Source organism: Microlunatus spumicola, from assembly GCF_039536445.1.
GTDB lineage: Bacteria > Actinomycetota > Actinomycetes > Propionibacteriales > Propionibacteriaceae > Microlunatus > Microlunatus spumicola.
Map to the genome: position 1 here is coordinate 555,545 of NZ_BAAAYR010000002.1, position 18,611 is coordinate 574,155.

Consider the following 18,611-nt stretch of genomic DNA (forward strand, 5'->3'; position numbering starts at 1 on the left):
TGCGCGTGTTTGAATACGCGCAGACGACACAAGATCGAGCAGACGTGGAACCGGGGCTGAGGGGGCGTGCTGAGCGGCCCCGGCGAACCCTGCGTCAGACGTTCGCGCGCTCGGCGCCGAGGGTGGTGTCGTCGCCGTGGCCGGTGTGGACGACGGTGTCGTCGGGGAGGGCGAACAGGCGTGCGCGGATCGAGGCGACGAGGGTGTCCTTGTCGCTGAACGACCGCCCGGTCGCTCCCGGGCCGCCGTTGAACAGTGTGTCCCCGGTGAACAGGACGCCGAGGTCGGGCGCGTAGAGGCAGACGCCGCCGGGGGAGTGCCCCGGCGTGGCGATGACCTGCAGCGTGGTGCCGGCCACGGTGAGGGTCTGGCCGTCGACGAGGTCGCCGTCGGGCGCCTGGTCGTGGGTCAGCGACCACACCTCGCGCTCGGCGGGGTTGAGCAGCACGGGGGCGCCGGTGACGTGGCCGAGGTCCGGCGCGAACCGGACGTGGTCGTCGTGGCCGTGCGTGCAGGCGATCGCGACGACGCGGCGCTTGCCGACGACGCCCAGAATCGCCTCGACGTCGTGCGGGGCGTCGATGACCAGGCACTCCTCGTCGTCGCCGACGACCCAGACGTTGTTGTCGACGTCGTACGTCTGCCCGTCCAGGCTGAACGTCCCCGAGGTGACCGTGTGGTCGACCCGGGCGCTCACGCGGTGACCTCGCCGGGCGCGGCGGAGTTCGACGTGCCGCCGAGCTCGACCGGCGACGTGGGGTCGAGGATGACGACCGAGCGCAGGATGTCGCCGGACTTCATGGCGGCGAAGCCCTCCTCGACGTCGTCGATGCCGATCTCCTCGGTGACGAAGGTGTCCAGCGGCAGCCGGCCCTGCAGGTAGAGGTCGACCAGCATCGGGAAGTCCCGGCTGGGCAGGCAGTCGCCGTACCAGCTCGACTTCAGCGAGCCGCCGCGCCCGAACACGTCGAGCAGCGGCAGCTCGAGCGTCATCTCCGGCGTGGGGACGCCGACCAGCACGACGGTGCCGGCGAGGTCGCGGCCGTAGAAGGCCTGGAGCCAGGTCTCGGGCCGCCCGACCGCGTCGATGACGACGTCCGGGCCGAACCCGCCGGTCAGGGCCTGCATCGCCTCGACCGGGTCCGCGTCGCGGGCGTTGACCGCCTCGGTCGCGCCGAGCGCGCGGGCGACGGCGAGCTTCCGGTCGTCCACGTCGATGGCGATGATCGTGCCCGCCCCGGCCAGCCGCGCCCCGGCGACCGCGGCCGCCCCGACGCCGCCGCAGCCGATGACCGCGACCGAGTCGCCGCGGGTGACGTTGCCGGTGTTGATCGCCGCGCCCAGGCCGGCCATCACGCCGCAGCCGAGCAGGCCCGCCGCGGCCGGACGCGCCTTCGGGTCGACCTTGGTGCACTGGCCGGCGGCGACGAGGGTCTTGTCGATGAACGCGCCGATGCCGAGCGCGGGGGACAGCTCGGTGCCGTCCTCGAGCGTCATCTTCTGCGTCGCGTTGAAGGTGTTGAAGCAGTACCAGGGCCGGCCGCGCTTGCAGGCACGGCAGGTGCCGCAGACGGCGCGCCAGTTGAGGATGACGTAGTCGCCGGGCTCGAGGTCGCGCACGTCGTCGCCGACCTGCTCGACGATCCCCGCGGCCTCGTGGCCGAGCAGGTAGGGGTAGTCGTCGCCGATCCCGCCCTCGCGGTAGTGCAGGTCGGTGTGGCACACGCCGCAGGTCAGGACCCTGACCACCGCCTCGCCCGGGCCCGCGTCCGGCACGTTGATCGTGACCTTCTCGACGGGTGCGCCCTTGCTCCGCGCGATGATCCCCTGCACCTGCTGAGGCACGTGACCTCTCCCTTCGTCCGTGACCGGCCCGGCCTGCCGCCCGGCGGTCGAGTCATCGTAGGGCGCTCGTACGCACCCCCGATCCTTTACCTTGGGGGCCGACGTCGCCCGAAGCAGGCCCGAGGAGGGGTGTGAGCACCGACCACCTGGTCGCGCGTGCCGGTTCGGCGCTCACCGGCGACGTGGTCATCCTCGTGCGCGACACCCTCACCGTCTTCGTCCGCCTCTTCCCCCAGATCATGGCCGTCTGGCTGCTCGGCTGGCTGGGGGACGCGATCGCCGTACGGGTCGCCGCGATCGTGGGCGACACCAGCGGCTGGGGCGCGGTGGTCGTCTTCTCCGCCAGCTTCCTCTTCAGCCTCGTGGCCATCGTCGTGATCCTGCGGCTGTGCGGCGAGGAGCTCGGCATCCGCGCCCTCGTCCCGCGCGAGGAGGGCACGGGGGTCGACGACGGGCGCGACAGCAGCCTGAGCCGGCTCGTGGCCGTGACGCTGCTGCCGTTCCTCGGCCTCTACTCCGCCTTCGGGCTGGTCGACCAGCAGGCCGGGCGGCTGGCCAACGACCAGCTCTTCCGCAACGGCGCGCTCTCCGGCGGCCCCTCGGTGCTGAGCGAGGTCCGCGGCCTGGCCGAGCAGCACCCCTGGGGCATGGTCGGCCTCCTGCTCGGGGTCTACCTCCTGCGGCGCCTGGTCGACCACCTGCACGAGCGGACCGGCGTCGGCCTGCTCGGCATCCTCACGGCCGTCGTCGAGTCGTTCTTCATCCTCGTCGTGATCTTCGGCGGGTTCGTCCTGCTGCGCCGCCCGAGGGAGTGGCTGGCCGACCGCGAGGTGTTCGCGTGGCTGGACGCCGTCGGCCGGACCGTCGAGCGCGGCCTCGCCGCGCTCCACCTGCAGCTGCCCGAGCTCCTGCACCGGTTCGCCGGCTTCCTCGCCGACCCGGTCTGGCCGATGTTCTGGACGGTGGTCTCGCAGCCGATCATCTGGCTCGCGGTCGCCGCGCTGGTCTACGGCTCGCAGGTGCTCTCGCTCGCCGACCTGTGGCGCCGCGGCCGGCCCGCCGCCGCCCGCGTGGTCGGGGCCTCGCGGTTCGACCGGCGCGGGGACAAGCGGGCGCTCCGTCCCGCGACCCCGCCCGGGGTCGCACGGGTCGGCAGCGAGGTGCGCGAGGCGTTCCTGGGCGACATCGACGACAAGTACCTGCCGACCTTCCACTCGCTCCGGCTCGTCCTCGGCGCCGGGGCGGGCTTCCTCGGGGCGTTCGTGCTCGTCTACACGGCGGTGATCGTCGCGCAGAACACCGTGCAGCGGCTCTACCTCGCCGTCCTCGGCGGCCACGACATCGACTTCTGGTACCGCGCCGGACCGCTGCTCGACCTGGTCGACGCCCTGCCCTGGGAACCGCTGCGGCTCTGCCTGCTCGCCGTCGCCTTCCGCCGCTGCCTCGAGCTGTTCCAGCAGCGCACGGCCGCCGGGGCCGAGGCGTCCGTCCTGCGTCGGCCGCCGCAGGCCGCCGCCGCCGAGGGCCCGGCCGGGGTCGTCGCGTGATCGCGCGGTCGCGGGTGGTGGCGGCCGTCCTGGCCACCCTGCTCGTCACGGTGGCGGCGATCGCCTACCGCCTCAGCGAACCGCCGAACGAGTACGAGCTGGTCCGGGTGCCGCTCGACCAGGTGACCGCGTACGGGTCGGGCCAGGTCCGCGTCAGCGACGTCCGGGTCGCGACGGAGGTGCGCGAGGGCGACGAGCGCTACCGCACGAACGGGCTCTTCGTGGTCGTGAACGTGGCGGTGCGGGCGACCGGGCGCGACCGGCTCGCGGCCGCCAGCAGCCACCTCCTCGCGCAGGGCGGGGTCACCTACCTGCCCGCCTTCAGCCTCGGGGCGTCCGTCCGCGCGGACCCCGGCTTCGAGACGGCCCGGGACCTCGTCTACGAGGTCGACCCCGCCCGGATCGACGACCTGACCCTCGAGCTGTGGGACCAGGGCCTGGTGTTCCGCTACTACCAGCGCACCCGGACCCCGCTCGGCATCACTTCGGCCAACGCCCGCTCCTGGGTGGAGGCGGGCACGGGACGGTCGGTGGTCGTGGTGCGCGACGACGTGACGAGGGCGCTGCCGTGAGCAGCCGTGTCCCACCGCCACCGCCACCGCCCGTCCCCGCGCCGGCCCCCGTGCGAAGGCGGACGCGGCTGCCCGAGGCCCGGGTGCGCGCCTGGTTGGCGGCCGCGATCGCCGCGCTGCTGGTGCTGGTCTACCTGGTCGTCGAGCTCACCTACTCCTCCACGCACCTCGACCCGCCGCGCTACGCCCCGGTCGAGCCGGGCGGGGTCGCGCACTCCCGGACGGCCGACTTCCGCCTGCTGTCGCTGCGCCAGACCGAGGGGTGGGGCCGCGAGATCGGCGGCGGGCCCGGTGCGGCCGAGCCGGGCGCCGTGTGGGTGGTCGCCCAGCTCGAGGTGACGCCGCGCGTGCGCGAGGACTACCTCCTCTGCACGATGAACCTGGTCTCCACCGACGGCCGCTCCTGGGAGCCCGAGGGCGTCGGGCCGACGCACGAGGGCGAGTCCTGCGCGCCCGACCCGGAGGACGTCGAGCTCGGCAGGACCTACCCCTTCGTGCTCGGCTACCAGGTGCCCGTCGAGGAGGCCGACGAGGTGGCCGGCCTCGCGCTCAACCAGTACAGCTGGCGCTCCTACCCGCTGCTGCGACCCCCGGCCTGAGCCCGGGTCCGCGGCTCAGTAGTCCGCGTCGGGCAGGGGCTCGAGCGCCACGGTCATGGTCGACGCGTCGCTGGTCGAGCGCCAGGACTTCTCGTCGCTGAAGAGGTACGGCGTCGTGTACTCCTGGTCGAAGACGGCCACGAAGACGCGGTTCCCGGGGTCCGCGGTGAAGCGGAACGTGACCGCCCACGGGACCGGGGGCAGGCCGGGCGTGAGGGTGTCCTGGGTCTGGCTGGCGGTGCTGTCGCCGAGCGTGATCCGCGTGCTCGCCTGCACCTCCCCGCCCTCCCCCCGCGCGTAGAGGAAGCCCGCGTCGCCGACCGGCGGGTCGATGCTCGTCGTGCCGGTGGTCCGCACCGTGCCGGAGGCGACGACCTCCCACTGCGCGGACGAGGTGCGGTGCTGGACCGTGGCCCGGGCGACGGTGACCTCGTACGGGCCGGTCGCGATCGTCGAGCCCGTCGGCACCGCGACCAGCCGGTCCGTGCGCTCCCGGAACCCGCCCAGCAGCGCGACGACCCCGACCACCAGCGCGAGCGCGCCGGCCACGACCGCGGTCACCAGCCGACCGCGGCGGAGGCGGAGCCGGGCCTCCTCGCGGGCCTGCTCGTCCGCCTGCTCGTTCGCCTGCTCGTCCGCGTCGCGGTCGGCGGTCGGAGCCGCCCCGGGGGCCGTCACGGCCGTCAGTCTAGGGACGCGAGGGGTCCGCGGGGCCGATCTCGGCGTCACGACGGCTCTGCGCGGCCGACCCGTTCCCCCGTACGGGGAGCCGGACCCGGGGGTCGAACGGCTCCTGACGGCCCTGCAGGGCCGTCAGAGCGGAATCGCGGTCCCTCCGGAGCGGGTTCGGCGCAGGGGACCGAGTAGACTGGACACGTTCACGACGGTGCCCGAGAGGTCCTGCAGTTCCCGACGGCCCGTCAGCCCGCGACCACGCGCATCCGACCGCCCCGACGGGTGGGCACGCGCGCGCCCGCGGCACCGCCTCCGACCCAGGGAGCCCATCGCCCGTGACGGACCTGCCCGACCTTCCCGCCGACCGTGACGACCAGGACGGCGCCGGCCCCGCCGAGGGCTACGCCCTGCCTCCCGAGGACGGCGCGCCCGTGGACGACGCCGGGCTGAGCGGTGACGAGCAGGGCATCACCGGCGTGCCGCACCCGGACCTCGAGGCCGACGACGCCCGCTCCGACTTCGACATCGCGCGGCTCAAGGCGTCCAACGTCGAGGCCGGCGTCTACGACTCCTCGTCGATCACCGTGCTCGAGGGCCTCGAGGCCGTCCGCAAGCGCCCCGGCATGTACATCGGGTCGACCGGCGAGCGTGGTCTGCACCACCTCGTCTACGAGGTCGTCGACAACTCCGTCGACGAGGCGCTCGCCGGCTACTGCGACACGATCGACGTGACGATCCTGCCCGAGGGCGGCATCCGCGTGATCGACAACGGTCGCGGCATCCCGGTCAAGGAGCACCCGACCGAGAAGATCCCCGCCGTCACCCTGGCGCTGACCGTGCTCCACGCGGGCGGCAAGTTCGGCACCGGCGGCTACAAGGTCTCGGGCGGCCTGCACGGCGTCGGCGTCTCTGTGGTCAACGCGCTGTCGTCGCACCTGACCGTCCAGGTGCGCCGCGACGGCTACCGCTGGAGCCAGTCCTTCTCGCTCGGCACGCCGGACGGGCCGCTGGAGCAGCACGAGGCGACCGACGAGACCGGCACCACGGTCACGTTCTACGCGAGCCCGGAGATCTTCGAGACCACGACGTACACGTACGACACGCTCGTCGCCCGGTTCCGCGAGATGGCCTTCCTCAACAAGGGCCTGACGATCACGATCAGCGACGAGCGGCCGGACCGCGTCGACGAGAACGGCAAGCCCTTCTCCGACACGTTCTGCTACCCCGACGGCCTGATCGACTACGTCAAGTACCTGACGGGCAGCAAGGAGACGCTCAACCCGTCGGTCATCGCCCTCGAGGCCGAGCGCGAGGCGCTGGGCATGAGCCTCGAGCTCGCCATGCAGTGGAACACCTCCTACCAGGAGTCGGTCCACACCTTCGCGAACACGATCAACACCCACGAGGGCGGCACCCACGAGGAGGGCTTCCGCACGGCGCTGACCAACACCGCCAACAAGTGGGGCGAGACCTGGGGCCTGATCAAGAAGCGCGAGGACCGCCTCTCCGGCGACGACATCCGCGAGGGCCTGACCGCGATCATCTCGGTCAAGCTGGCCGACCCGCAGTTCGAGGGCCAGACCAAGACCAAGCTCGGCAACACCCCGGTGCGCTCGTTCGTGGTCCAGGAGATGAACGACAAGCTCGGCGCGTGGTTCGAGGAGAACCCGACCGAGGGCAAGATCATCGTCCGCAAGGGCCAGGCTGCGGCCATCGCCCGCATCGCGGCCCGCAAGGCCCGCGACGCCGCCCGCGACCGCAAGGGCCTGCTCGGACGCAGCGGCCTGCCCGGCAAGCTGAGCGACTGCCAGTCGACGAACCCCGCCGAGTGCGAGGTCTTCATCGTCGAGGGCGACTCGGCCGGCGGTTCCGCCAAGGGTGGGCGCGACCCGCGCATCCAGGCGATCCTCCCGATCCGCGGCAAGATCCTGAACGTCGAGAAGGCGCGGATCGACCGGATCATGCAGAACAACGAGGTCCAGGCGATCATCTCCGCCCTCGGCACCGGCGTGCACGACGACTTCGACGTGGCCAAGCTGCGCTACCACAAGATTGTCATGATGGCCGACGCCGACGTCGACGGCGCCCACATCCGTACGCTCCTGCTGACGCTGATGTTCCGCTTCATGCGGCCCCTCATCGAGGGCGGCTACGTCTACCTCGCCCAGCCGCCGCTGTTCAAGATCAACTGGACGAACGCGACCCCGCAGCTGGCGTACGACGACGCCGAGCGGGACGCCCTGCTGCGCGCCGGCGAGGAAGCCGGCCACCGGCTGCCCAAGGAGAACAAGATCCAGCGCTACAAGGGTCTCGGCGAGATGAACCCGGACCAGCTGTGGGAGACCACGATGGACCCGGACAACCGGATCCTGCTCCAGGTGACGCTCGACGACGCCGCCCGCGCCGACGAGATGTTCTCGATCCTGATGGGCGAGGACGTCGACCAGCGCCGGCAGTTCATCCAGCGGAACGCCAAAGATGTCCGTTTCTTGGATATCTGAGCTCGGGGCGCTGGGCCTGCGTCCTGCGCCGTCGGGTCGTGGGGCCCCCGTCCCGCCCTCGCCGTCGTACTCCGCTAGCGCTCCGTCCGGCGGCAAACGCCCGACCCACCCGGACGGGGGCCCCACGACCCGACTTTTGGGCTCGTCCCGCTTGCTCTCCAACTCTGCTGCGGGCACGAGTGTGCACTTACGCACCCGACACTCCGGCGACCCGGTGCGCGAGTGCGCACTCGCGGGGCACCCCGCTCCGTTGCTGCGCTTTTCTCCTGCACCGCGCAGGACGCCGACCTCTTCGAGGCCCTTCGACAGGCTCAGGGAGCGTTCTTCGGGCGCCCCACGAACAGAACATCTCGTCCCGACCCCAGGAGCTAGCGAATGACCGAGACGCCCCAGGTGACCGACCGGCGGGAGCCGGTGGACCTGCAGGACGAGATCCAGAAGTCCTACCTCGACTACGCCATGAGCGTCATCGTCGGGCGGGCGCTGCCGGACGTGCGCGACGGGCTCAAGCCCGTGCACCGCCGGATCCTGTACGCGATGCACGACGGCGGCTACCGGCCCGACCGCGGGTGGAACAAGTGCGCCCGCGTCGTCGGCGAGGTGATGGGGCAGTACCACCCGCACGGTGACGGCGCGATCTACGACACCCTCGTGCGCCTCGCGCAGCCGTGGGTCATGCGCTACCCGCTGGTGAGCGGGCAGGGCAACTTCGGCTCGCCGGGCAACGACCCCGCGGCCGCCATGCGCTACACCGAGTGCAAGATGGCGCCGCTCGCGAACGAGATGGTCCGCGACATCGCGGAGAACACCGTCGACTTCAAGCCGAACTACGACGGCAAGGAGCAGGAGCCCGTCGTCCTGCCGGCCCGCTTCCCGAACCTGCTGGTCAACGGCAGCACGGGCATCGCCGTCGGCATGGCCACGAACATCCCCACGCACAACCTGCGCGAGGTCGCGTCGGCCGTGCAGTGGTCGCTCGAGCACCCCGAGGCCACCTCCGAGGAGCTGCTGGAGGCGGCGATCGAGCGGGTCAAGGGCCCGGACTTCCCGAACGGCGCCCTGATCGTCGGCCGTCGCGGGATCGAGGACGCCTACCGCACCGGTCGCGGTTCCGTGATCATGCGCGCGGTGGTCAACGTCGAGGAGGACCGCGGCGGGCGTACGCACCTGGTCGTCACCGAGCTGCCGCACATGGTCAACCCAGACAACCTCGCGCTCAAGATCGCCGAGCTGGTCAACACCGGCAAGCTGAACGGCATCGCGGACATCCGCGACAACACCTCGGCCCGTACGGGGCAGCAGCTCGTCATCGTGCTCAAGCGCGACGCGCAGCCGCGGGTCGTGCTGAACAACCTCTACAAGCACACGCAGCTGCAGGACACCTTCGGCTGCAACATGCTCGCGCTCGTCGACGACGTGCCGCGCACGCTGCGGCTCGACCAGTTCATCTCCTACTGGGTCGCCCACCAGATCGAGGTCATCCAGCGGCGTACGCAGCACCGCCTGGACGACGCCGAGGCGCGCGCCCACATCTACCGCGGTCTGGTCAAGGCGCTCGACGCCCTCGACGAGGTCATCGCCCTCATCCGGCGGAGCCCGAGCACCGACGAGGCGCGCGAGGGCCTGAAGACGCTGCTCGAGATCGACGACCTGCAGGCCAACGCGATCCTCGACATGCAGCTGCGCCGGCTGGCCCAGCTGGAGCGTCAGCGGATCGTCGACCAGCTGGCCGAGTTCGAGCGGATCATCGCCGACCTCGAGGACATCCTGGCCAAGCCGCAGCGCCAGCGCGACATCGTGCGCGACGAGCTGGCCGAGATCGTCGACCGCTACGGCGACGAGCGGCGTACGCAGATCATCGCGGCCGACGGCGACCTGTCCGACGAGGACCTCGTCCCCGACGTCCCGGTCGTCATCACGATCAGCCGCGGCGGCTACGCCAAGCGGACGACGACGGACCAGTACCGCGTGCAGAAGCGCGGCGGGACCGGCGTGCGCGGCGCGACGCTCCGGGCGGACGACGAGGTCGGCCACCTGTTCGTGACGTCGACGCACCACTGGATCCTGTTCTTCACCAACAAGGGCCGGGTCTACCGGGCGAAGGCGTGGATGCTGCCCGAGGCCGGGCGCGACGCCCGCGGCGGGCACGTGGCCGGGCTGCTGTCGTTCCTGCCGGACGAGCAGATCGCCCAGGTCCTCGCGGTACGCGACTACCAGGCGTCGGAGTACCTGCTGCTGGCCACGCGGCGCGGGCTGGTCAAGAAGACCGAGCTGAGCCTCTACGACTCGCCGCGCCAGGCCGGGATCATCGCGGTGAACTTCCGCGACGACGACGACGAGCTGATCGGCGCCGACCTGTGCGGGCCGACCGACGAGGTGCTGCTGATCTCGACCAAGGGCCAGGCCATCCGGTTCCCCGCGAACGACGAGGAGCTGCGCCCGATGGGCCGCGCGACCTCGGGTGTCACGGGGATGAAGTTCCGTGACGGCGACGAGCTGCTGTCGATGTCGATCATCCGCACGGGCGAGTCCGAGGACGACCGCTTCGTGTTCACCGTGACCGACGGCGGCTTCGCCAAGCGCACGGCGGTGTCGGAGTACCGGCAGCAGGGCCGCGGCGGCCTCGGCATCAAGGCGATGAAGCTCGCGGAGGACCGGGGCTCGATCGTCGGCGGCGTGGTCGTGAACGAGGCCGACGAGGTCATCGCGCTCAAGGCCAGCGGGCAGATCACCCGGAGCCCGGCCTCCGAGGTCCCGGTCAAGGGCCGCGACACGATGGGCGTGAAGTTCGTCGGCGTGCGCGACGGCGACTCCGTCGTGGCCATCGCGCTCTACCCCGAGGTCACCGAGGCCGAGGTCGAGGCGGTCGAGGCCGAGGTCGAGGCCGAGACCGGTGACCCGGACGTCGTGAGCGAGTCCGCCGAGTCCGGCGTCCCGGTCCAGGTGCTCGAGGCCGAGGTCAGCCCGGCCACGCACGGGGGCAGCGAGTCGGCGGAGGCCGAGGAGGAGAGCACGGACCCGGTCGAGGACGACTCGATCGACTGAGCCCGGGCTGAGCCGGCCCGCGCCGCGCTGTTTGGACCTGCTGGGGGTGTGCCCGACAATGGAGGGCGTCGGGCGCCCCAGCAGGGGTGCGCGGCAGGGTCGGGTGCCGCGCGGTGCCAGACCTCGGCCGCGCCGCCGTGCCACGATGGTGGGACAGCAGGAACCGGTCACCGCAGGCCTCATCTGAGGGGTCGACGGACCACGGACGACACGGACCTCGTACGACGCCGACGGGCGTGCGCGAGGCCCAGGAGGATGGTTCGCGTGAGCGAAGGCACGCCGGGACACGGTCCCGACGCCGACTCTCGTACGGAGAACGGCGACGGACAGGCCTCGACCAACGGTCGGCCCGCCGTCCCGCCGGTCCGCTACGGCCCACGCAACGGGGCCCCGGCCAACGGGAGCAACGGTCGCGGCGCGACCGGCCGCACCGCTGCCGGCCCGAGCACCCCTCAGCAGTACCGCACGCCCCAGGCGCCGCGGACCCCGCCGAAGACCGGCGCGGACGCGCCCGCGCCCAACGGCGCCGGTGCCGCCACCCCCAACGGCAGCGGCGCCAACGGCGGCACCAACGGCAACGGCTCCAACGGGTCTCACGTCGCCGGTCCCAGCTCCTACACGCGACCGCGCCCCAGCGGCAGCGCGCCGCGGCCCGAGCCGTCCCAGCAGGAGCGTCAGGTCGCCGACGCCCGCATCGCCGCCGCGGCCCGCAACGCCAGCGCCTCCAAGGTGCGCGGGGGTTCGGCCCTCTCCGGCCGTACGGCCGCGACGCCGGACCGCGGGTCCGCCGACCGCGGGACGACCGCGACGCCCGCCGACGACACCGCGGTGATCCCGGCCGTGCCGGCCCCGACCGAGGCGCCTGCCGCCCCGGCCGAGGAGACCAGCACCCCCGACAAGGGCCGGACGGTCTTCGGCCGTCGCCGGAGCCGTGGTGGGGCCAAGGGACCCGAGGAGGCCCCGCAGCCGGGCGCCGCCCAGGAGGTCGCCGTCCCGAAGGACGCCACCACGAAGGACGCCACCGCCACCACGGTCGAGAGCCCGAAGGCGGGTTCCGCGGTCGCCGCGGCGGGTGCTGCTGCCGTCACGAGCGAGACGAAGCCGACGGACGAGGCGACCGGGTCCGAGAGCCGCACCGAGTCCGCGACGAATGCCCCGGCCACCGAGGAGTCCGCCCCGCAGGAGCGCACGCTGACCTGGCGTGACCGCCTCGGCCTCGCGCCCAAGGAGCCCAAGCCCCAGCCCGTGCAGGTCCCGGAGACGGGCCCCGGCATCCCGACGGGTGCGGCGGCCGCCGCCGTCGCGGCTAGCGTCGCCGCCGGCACGGCTCCGCCCGAGACGAAGGCGTCCCCGACCGGGCCGACCACCGCGCCGCAGCCGGTCAGCCCCTACAGCCGGGTCACGCCGTCCTCGCCCGTGCCGGCGGTCAGCCCGGACACCGAGATCATCCCGGCCGTCGAGGCCGGTGCGGTCAGCCCCGCGGCTCCGGCCGCGGCCGCGACCACCCAGGCGCTCGTGACCGCCAAGCCGAAGGTCGGGGCGGCGCGCCGCACGCGCAAGGCCCGGCTCCGCCTGTCCCGCGTCGACCCGTGGTCGGTCATGAAGACCGCGCTGCTGTTCTCGATCGCGGCCGGCATCATCCTGGTCGTCGCGACGTACGGCGTGTGGTCCGTGCTGAACGCGTCCGGCCTCTTCGACGCGGTCAACGACATGGTCAAGAGCGTCGTCTCGACACCGGGCGACACCACGCCGTTCCGGATCGAGGAGTACGTCAACACCCAGAAGATCATCGGCGTCGCCGCCCTGATCGCCGTGGTCGACGTGCTGATCTTCACCGCGCTCGCGACGCTCGGCTCGTTCCTCTACAACCTCGCCGCCACCGTGCTCGGTGGCCTCGAGGTCACGCTCGCCGAGGACTGATCCCGTGGGCGCGGCCGGAGTTGGGCCGCGCCGCGAGATCGGCTAACGTTGTCCCTCGTGCGCGGCTCGCCGCGGCACGTCTCGGGCCTATAGCTCAGTCGGTTAGAGCGCTGCCCTGATAAGGCAGAGGTCAGTGGTTCAAGTCCACTTAGGCCCACCCTCCCGAGAGCCCCCGCCTCCCCGTCGTGGGAAGTGGCGCGGCGCCGCCGACTGATCGCGAGCAAGGCCTCTGGCGCGTCCGCAGCGTCCCAGCGCTGCCAGCACGGGCCGCCGGAAGGCACTCTCCTCGGCACCGACGACGGGTCCGCCGGCGGTCGTTACCAAACCGAGATCTGTGGCACACTGCTGCCGCCGCTGAGGGGTCAGCGGCGCCGGATCGAGCGCACGCTCCGTCCTCGTCCCGACGGATGGAGTCGCCATGTCCTCCCTGCACACCACGTGGCGCGCGGGCACGCCGCGCCCGGTCCTCGTGGCCCTCCTGGCCGCCGTGGCGCTCGTCGCCGGGCTGCTGGGGGCAGCGCCCGCCGCCGCAGCCGCGGACACCCGGGCTCCCGTGATCAGCAGCGTGGTGGCCCGCGCCACCAGCGCGACGAGCGCGGCGGTCTCCTGGAGGACGGACGAGGCCTCCACGTCGCAGGTCCGCTACGGCACGACCACGTCGTACGGGAGCAGCACGAGCCGGAGCACGACGCTCAGCCTCGGCCACAACCGCACGTTCAGCGGGCTGCGGGCCGGCACCAGCTACCACCTGCAGGTCCGGGCGGTCGACGCCGCCGGCAACACCGCGGCCTCGGCGGACGTCGTGATCAGGACGCCGACGGCCACGACCTTCAACCCGGGCAACCCGTCCGGCACCGCCTCCGTGCCCTCCGGCATGGGCCTCGAGGACGTCAGTCGGCCGGACCGGGTGGTCGGGACCGGCACCGCGGCCAGCTGCACGTCGGCCGCCGTCCTCGCCGCCGCGAACGCGGGCGGCGTGGTCACGTTCAGGTGCGGCTCGAGCCCGGTGACGATCACGCTGAGCCAGACCATCAAGGTGCGGAACAGCACGGCGAAGCTGGTGCTCGACGGTGGCGGCCTGGTCACGCTCTCCGGGGGCGGCACGAAGCGGATCCTCTACACCGACACCTGCGACACGTCCCTCGGCAGCGTGTCCGGCAACTGCCTCTACGCGCCGCAGGGCCCGCGGGTCACGGTCCAGAACCTCACCCTCGCCGACGGCAACGCCACGAGCGCGACGTACGTGTCGCCCGGCGACAGCGGCCAGGGCTCGAACGGCGGCGGGGCAATCTTCCAGCTCGGCGGCCGGCTCAAGGTCGTCCGCTCCGTCTTCGTCCGCAACGTCTGCGCGACCAACGGGCCCGACCTCGGCGGCGGCGCGATCCGCGTGCTCGCCCAGCACTCGTCGACGCCGAACGACCTCGACGCGTCCTACGCGGCGCGCAACCAGGACCCCGTCGCCATCGTGCAGAGCACCTTCGGCGGCACGAGCGGCCAGGGCAACCGGTGCTCGAACGGCGGCGCCATCAGCGGGTTGCGGACCCCGATCACCGTCGTCAACAGCCGGATCAGCGACAACAGCGCCGTCGGCTGCTGCGCCAACCCGGCGCACTCCGGGACCCCCGGCGGCGGCAGCGGGGGCGCCGTCTACACCGACGGCACCAGTTACGACCTCAAGATCTCGGGCACCACGATCGAGCGCAACAGCGCCAAGGCCGGTGGCAGCGCGATCTTCTACGTCAGCAACGACCGCACCGGCCACCTCTCCGTGCAGTCGTCGGTGAGCCGGAACAACACGTACGCGGCCAGCGGCTACTCCCCGAGCGACCAGCACTTCCAGAACTACCCCGGCATCTTCTTCCTGGGCAGCGGCAGCCCCAGCTTCACCGGTTCCACGATCCAGTAGGGACCTGGGCGGGCCTCCGGACCTACTGAATCCCGCCGCGGACCGCGGTGATGCGCTGCGTGTTGAACCCCAGCCAGTGCATGCGGCCGATGAACCGCGCGTGCTCGACCTTGATGCACCGGTCCATGATCACGCTCACGCCGGCGTCGGTCGCCTTCCGGGCCGCCTCGACGTTGATCACGCCGAACTGGCACCACAGCGCCTTCGCACCGATCGCGATCGTCTCGTCGACGATCCCCGGCAGGGCCGCGGGCGCACGGAACACGTTGACGACGTCGACGGGCTCCGGGATGTCCGCGAGGCTGGCGTAGCTCTGCTGCCCGAGGATCTCGTTCTCGCGCGGGTTGACCGGGATCATCCGGTAGCCGTGCCGCTGCAGGTAGTAGCCGACGAAGTGGCTGGCGCGCAGCTCGTTCGCCGACAGGCCGACGACCGCGATCGTCTTCGCCTGGTGCAGCACCCGCTGGATCTCGGTGGGGTCCTGGTACGGCTTCAGGTCGAGCTCGGAGGGAGCGGGGGAGACCGTCGTCATCGCGCCACCGCCGGGGCTGCGTGGCCGGCCGCGACGAGCGCGAACGCCTGCTCGAGGTCCCAGATGAGGTCGTCGACCGACTCGAGGCCGACGGAGAGCCGGACGGTCCCCGCCCCGACCCCGCCGGCCCGCAGCTCGTCGTCGCTCAGCTGACGGTGCGTGGTGCTGGCCGGATGGATGACCAGGCTCTTCGCGTCGCCCACGTTGGCCAGGTGCGACCAGAGCGTCAGCGCCCGAATGAGGTCCTGGCCGCCCTCGCGCCCGCCGGCGCAGTCGAACGAGAACACCGCCCCGGCCCCGCGCGGCAGGTACTTGTCGACGAGCGGCCGGTACGGGCTGCCGTGCAGCGCCGGGTGCCGGACGTTGCTCGCCAGCTCGTGGCCCTCGAGGAACTCGGCGACGGCCAGCGCGTTCGCGACGTGCCGGTCCATCCGCAGCGAGAGGGTCTCGAGGCCCTGGAGGAAGAGGAAGGCGTTGAACGGCGTCATCGCGGCGCCGAGGTCGCGCAGCGTCTCCGCACGCAGCTTCATCAGGTAGCCGTACGTCCCGAACGTCTCGTGGAACTGCAGCCCGTGGTACGCCGGCGAGGGGTCGGCGACGACCGGGAAGCGGCCGTTGGACCAGTCGAAGGTCCCGGCCTCGACGACGACGCCGCCGAGCGAGGTGCCGTGCCCGCCGATGAACTTGGTCGCGGAATGCACGACGATGTCGGCGCCCCACTCGATCGGGCGGACGAGGTACGGCGTGGTGAAGGTGCTGTCGACCATCAGCGGGAGCTCGTGCTCGTGCGCGATCGCCGCCACGGCCTCGATGTCGAGGACGTTGCCGCCGGGGTTGCCCACGGTCTCGCCGTAGAAGACCTTCGTGGTCGGCTGCACGGCCGCCCGCCAGGCGTCGAGGTCGTCGGGGTCGACCCAGGTCACGCCGACGTTCATCTTGCGGAGCACGTGCTTGAACTGGTTCACCGAACCGCCGTAGAGCGCGGAGGACGCGACGACGTGGTCGCCCGGCTCCAGCAGCGTGAACAGCGCGGCGTGCTGGGCGGCGATCCCGCTGGCGAAGGCCACCGCCCCGGCGCCGCCCTCGAGGTTCGCGACGCGCTCCTCGAAGACCGCGACCGTCGGGTTCATGATCCGCGAGTACGTGTTGCCGTACTCCTGCAGGTTGAAGTAGGCCGCCGCCGACTCCGGGTCCTCGAACACGTAGCTCGTCGTCTGGAAGATCGGCACCGCTCGGGCGCCGGTGTTCGGGTCGGGCCGCTGGCCGGCGTGGAGCTGCCGGGTGTCGAAGCCGAACGCGTGCTCGGCCTCGATCCGGTCCTGGCCGTCTGTGCTCATGCTGTCCCCTCTTCCTCTGTCGTGAGGGGGGACGACCCCCCTCGCCCCCCGGTGGGTTCCACTCGCTGGCGCTCGCGGAACCCGTCTGTCGTGAGGGGGGACGACCCCCCTCGCCCCCCGGTGGGTTCCACTCGCTGGCGCTCACGGAACCCGTCTGTCGTGAGGGGGGACGACCCCCCTCGCCCCCCGGTGGGTTCCACCCGCTGGCGCTCGCGGAACCCGTCTGTCGTGAGGGGGGACGACCCCCCTCGCCCCCCGCTGGGTTCCACCCGCTGGCGCTCGCGGAACCCGCCCAGGAAGTCGCGGATGATCGGCGTCTGCCGGGCCTCCTCCAGGAGGAAGCAGTCGTGCCCGTACGGCGCGTCGATCACGTGGAGCTCGCTCGGCCTGCCGTCGGCGAGGAGGGCCTCGTGGATCTCCCTCGACGCGTCCGGCGGGTAGAGCCAGTCGGAGCTGAACGCGATCAGCAGCGTACGTCCGGTCACCGACGCCAGCGCCCGCCGCAGGTCGCCGTCGCCGTGGTCCCGCGCGAGGTCGAAGTAGGTCAGCGCGCGGGACGTGTAGAGGTAGGTGTTCGCGTCGAAGCGGCGGACGAACGAGTCGGCCTGGTGGCGCAGGTAGCTCTCCACCTCGTACTCGGGCTCGGTGACCGTGTAGCGCACCTCGGTCCCGGTCTGCAGCCGCCGGCCGAACTTGTCGCCCAGGGCCGGCGCCGACAGGTAGGTCACGTGCCCGACCATCCGGGCGACGCCCATGCCGGCGTCGGGGGCGCGGCCGGTGCCGTGGTAGTGCCCGCCCTGCCAGTCGGGGTCGCGCAGGATCGACTCGCGGGCGATCGCGTTCCAGGCCATGCCCTGCGGCGCGAGCGCGTGCGTGCTGGCGATCGCGATGACCGCGTCCACCTGGTCGGGGTGGGTCACGCCCCACTCGAGCGCCTGCATCCCGCCGAGCGAGCCGCCGGCGACCGCGGCGAGGCGCTCGATGCCGAGGACGTCGAGGAACGCGCGCTGCGTACGGACCATGTCGGCGACGGTCACGACCGGGAAGTCCGACCCGTACGCCCGCCCCGTCGCCGGGTCGGTCGACGAGGGTCCGGTGGTGCCCTTGCAGCCGCCCAGGAGGTTCGTGGAGACGACGAAGAAGCGGTCGGTGTCGAAGGCCTTGCCGGGCCCGATCATGCCGTCCCACCAGCCCAGCGACTTGCCGCGGGCGCCGTCGCGCTCCTCGGCCGCGAACCCGTCCCGGGTGCCCTCGACCGCACCCGCCGGGGCCTCGCCGGCCGCGTGGGCGTCACCGCTCAGGGCGTGGCAGACGAGGATCACGTTGTCCCGGGCCGGGGCGAGGGTCCCGTAGGTCTCGTACGCGACGCGCACCCCCGTGAGGGTCCGCCCGCAGTCGAGGGGCAGGGGGTCCGGCAGCTCGAGCTGCTGCGTCTCGACGGTGCCGACGTTCCCCGCCGTGCTGACGGCACGCTTCGACGCCATTCCGGGAGCGTATCCGCTCCGGACGGCGGTATTGTCGACCATCCCGCTGGGGAATGTGCGGGCTCACATCGAGGGGGAACCATGACGGTGACGGACGAGAGCAGGACGGCCGACAACGGCGTCAACGTAGAGGCGCTGCTCGGGGCGCGCGAGGTGCTCAAGGGTGCGCCCGAGGCGGCGCAGTTCACCTGGCGCGCGACGTCGACCTGGACGCACGGGGTGCACAGCACGTCGAGCATCGAGAACTACTTCGGGCTCGGCCAGGAGCAGCACCACAAGACGAAGACGACGTTCGACATCGACCACCCGGAGGTCTTCGCGGCCCCGGACAACGGCATCACGCCGATCGAGTTCCTGCTCGTCGGCCTGGCCGGCTGCCTCACCGCCGGCGTCGCCTCCGTCGCGCAGAACCGCGGGATCCAGCTGCGCTCGGTCGAGGCGACCGTCGAGGGCGAGCACGACATCCGCGGGATCCTCGGCGCCGACCCGGACGTCCGCAACGGCTTCAACGACGTCAAGGTCACCTTCCACATCGACGCCGACGCGTCGAAGCAGGAGATCGAGGCCCTCGTCGCCCAGTCGCAGAAGCGCTCGGCCGTCTTCGACGCGCTGACCAACCCGACCAACGTGACCGTCGAGGTCGCCTGA

General features: G+C 72.3%; 14 protein-coding genes and 1 tRNA gene. 9 read left to right on the forward strand and 6 right to left on the reverse strand.

Annotated elements, in window-relative coordinates; all coding sequences use genetic code 11:
* Positions 1-94 precede the first annotated feature (94 nt).
* Both ABD665_RS11575 and ABD665_RS11580 read right to left on the reverse strand, forming a co-directional pair.
* Positions 95-697 (reverse strand): MBL fold metallo-hydrolase, encoded by a 603-nt coding sequence (locus ABD665_RS11575; protein ID WP_204910525.1) that lies wholly within the window; start codon positions 695-697, stop codon positions 95-97.
* Positions 694-1,845 (reverse strand): S-(hydroxymethyl)mycothiol dehydrogenase, encoded by a 1,152-nt coding sequence (locus tag ABD665_RS11580; RefSeq protein ID WP_204910524.1) that lies wholly within the window; start codon positions 1,843-1,845, stop codon positions 694-696. Before ABD665_RS11580 ends, ABD665_RS11575 begins: the two co-directional genes overlap by 4 nt.
* A 131-nt stretch (positions 1,846-1,976) precedes the next feature.
* On the opposite strand from ABD665_RS11580, the gene ABD665_RS11585 reads away from it, so the two are divergent.
* The 3 genes from ABD665_RS11585 (at position 1,977) to ABD665_RS11595 (ending at position 4,563) form a co-directional block, all read left to right on the forward strand.
* Positions 1,977-3,392: a hypothetical protein gene (locus ABD665_RS11585; protein WP_204910523.1), complete on the forward strand. Its 1,416-nt coding sequence runs from the start codon at positions 1,977-1,979 to the stop codon at positions 3,390-3,392.
* A complete protein-coding gene (locus ABD665_RS11590; RefSeq protein WP_204910522.1) occupies positions 3,389-3,964 on the forward strand; it encodes a DUF4352 domain-containing protein in 576 nt (191 codons plus the stop codon). Before ABD665_RS11585 ends, ABD665_RS11590 begins: the two co-directional genes overlap by 4 nt.
* An 83-nt stretch (positions 3,965-4,047) precedes the next feature.
* On the forward strand, positions 4,048-4,563 hold the full coding sequence (locus ABD665_RS11595) for a hypothetical protein (RefSeq protein WP_344742389.1): 516 nt from the start codon (positions 4,048-4,050) through the stop codon (positions 4,561-4,563).
* Positions 4,564-4,578: 15 nt separating this feature from the next.
* Here the strand turns inward: ABD665_RS11595 and ABD665_RS11600 are convergent, their stop codons facing one another.
* A complete protein-coding gene (locus tag ABD665_RS11600) occupies positions 4,579-5,241 on the reverse strand; it encodes a hypothetical protein (protein ID WP_204910520.1) in 663 nt (220 codons plus the stop codon).
* Positions 5,242-5,762: 521 nt separating this feature from the next.
* Between ABD665_RS11600 and gyrB the strand changes: the two genes are divergently transcribed.
* From gyrB to ABD665_RS11625, 5 genes are all read left to right on the forward strand, one after another.
* On the forward strand, positions 5,763-7,739 hold the full coding sequence (gene gyrB, locus ABD665_RS11605) for a DNA topoisomerase (ATP-hydrolyzing) subunit B (protein WP_204913702.1): 1,977 nt from the start codon (positions 5,763-5,765) through the stop codon (positions 7,737-7,739).
* 375 nt (positions 7,740-8,114) lie between these two features.
* Positions 8,115-10,784: a DNA gyrase subunit A gene (gyrA, locus tag ABD665_RS11610; RefSeq protein WP_204910519.1), complete on the forward strand. Its 2,670-nt coding sequence runs from the start codon at positions 8,115-8,117 to the stop codon at positions 10,782-10,784.
* Positions 10,785-11,048: 264 nt separating this feature from the next.
* On the forward strand, positions 11,049-12,704 hold the full coding sequence (locus ABD665_RS11615) for a DUF3566 domain-containing protein (RefSeq protein ID WP_204910518.1): 1,656 nt from the start codon (positions 11,049-11,051) through the stop codon (positions 12,702-12,704).
* An 83-nt stretch (positions 12,705-12,787) separates the two neighbouring features.
* Positions 12,788-12,861, forward strand: a tRNA-Ile gene (locus tag ABD665_RS11620).
* A gap of 261 nt (positions 12,862-13,122) precedes the next feature.
* The gene (locus tag ABD665_RS11625) at positions 13,123-14,610 is read left to right on the forward strand and encodes a fibronectin type III domain-containing protein (protein ID WP_204910517.1); all 1,488 of its coding nucleotides are present in this window, start codon (positions 13,123-13,125) and stop codon (positions 14,608-14,610) included.
* Between the two features lie 22 nt (positions 14,611-14,632).
* Here the strand turns inward: ABD665_RS11625 and ABD665_RS11630 are convergent, their stop codons facing one another.
* Genes ABD665_RS11630 through metX form a run of 3 tightly spaced genes read right to left on the reverse strand, consistent with a single transcriptional unit; the run spans position 14,633 to position 17,963 of the window.
* Positions 14,633-15,142 carry a CoA-binding protein gene (locus tag ABD665_RS11630; RefSeq protein ID WP_204910516.1) on the reverse strand — a complete coding sequence of 170 codons (510 nt, stop codon included), beginning with the start codon at positions 15,140-15,142 and terminating at the stop codon, positions 14,633-14,635.
* Positions 15,139-16,479: an aminotransferase class I/II-fold pyridoxal phosphate-dependent enzyme gene (locus tag ABD665_RS11635; protein ID WP_204910515.1), complete on the reverse strand. Its 1,341-nt coding sequence runs from the start codon at positions 16,477-16,479 to the stop codon at positions 15,139-15,141. Before ABD665_RS11635 ends, ABD665_RS11630 begins: the two co-directional genes overlap by 4 nt.
* The gene (gene metX, locus ABD665_RS11640) at positions 16,476-17,963 is read right to left on the reverse strand and encodes a homoserine O-acetyltransferase MetX (protein ID WP_344742390.1); all 1,488 of its coding nucleotides are present in this window, start codon (positions 17,961-17,963) and stop codon (positions 16,476-16,478) included. The genes ABD665_RS11635 and metX overlap by 4 nt, the downstream gene beginning before the upstream one ends.
* An 81-nt stretch (positions 17,964-18,044) precedes the next feature.
* Between metX and ABD665_RS11645 the strand changes: the two genes are divergently transcribed.
* Positions 18,045-18,611 carry an OsmC family protein gene (locus tag ABD665_RS11645; protein ID WP_204910513.1) on the forward strand — a complete coding sequence of 189 codons (567 nt, stop codon included), beginning with the start codon at positions 18,045-18,047 and terminating at the stop codon, positions 18,609-18,611.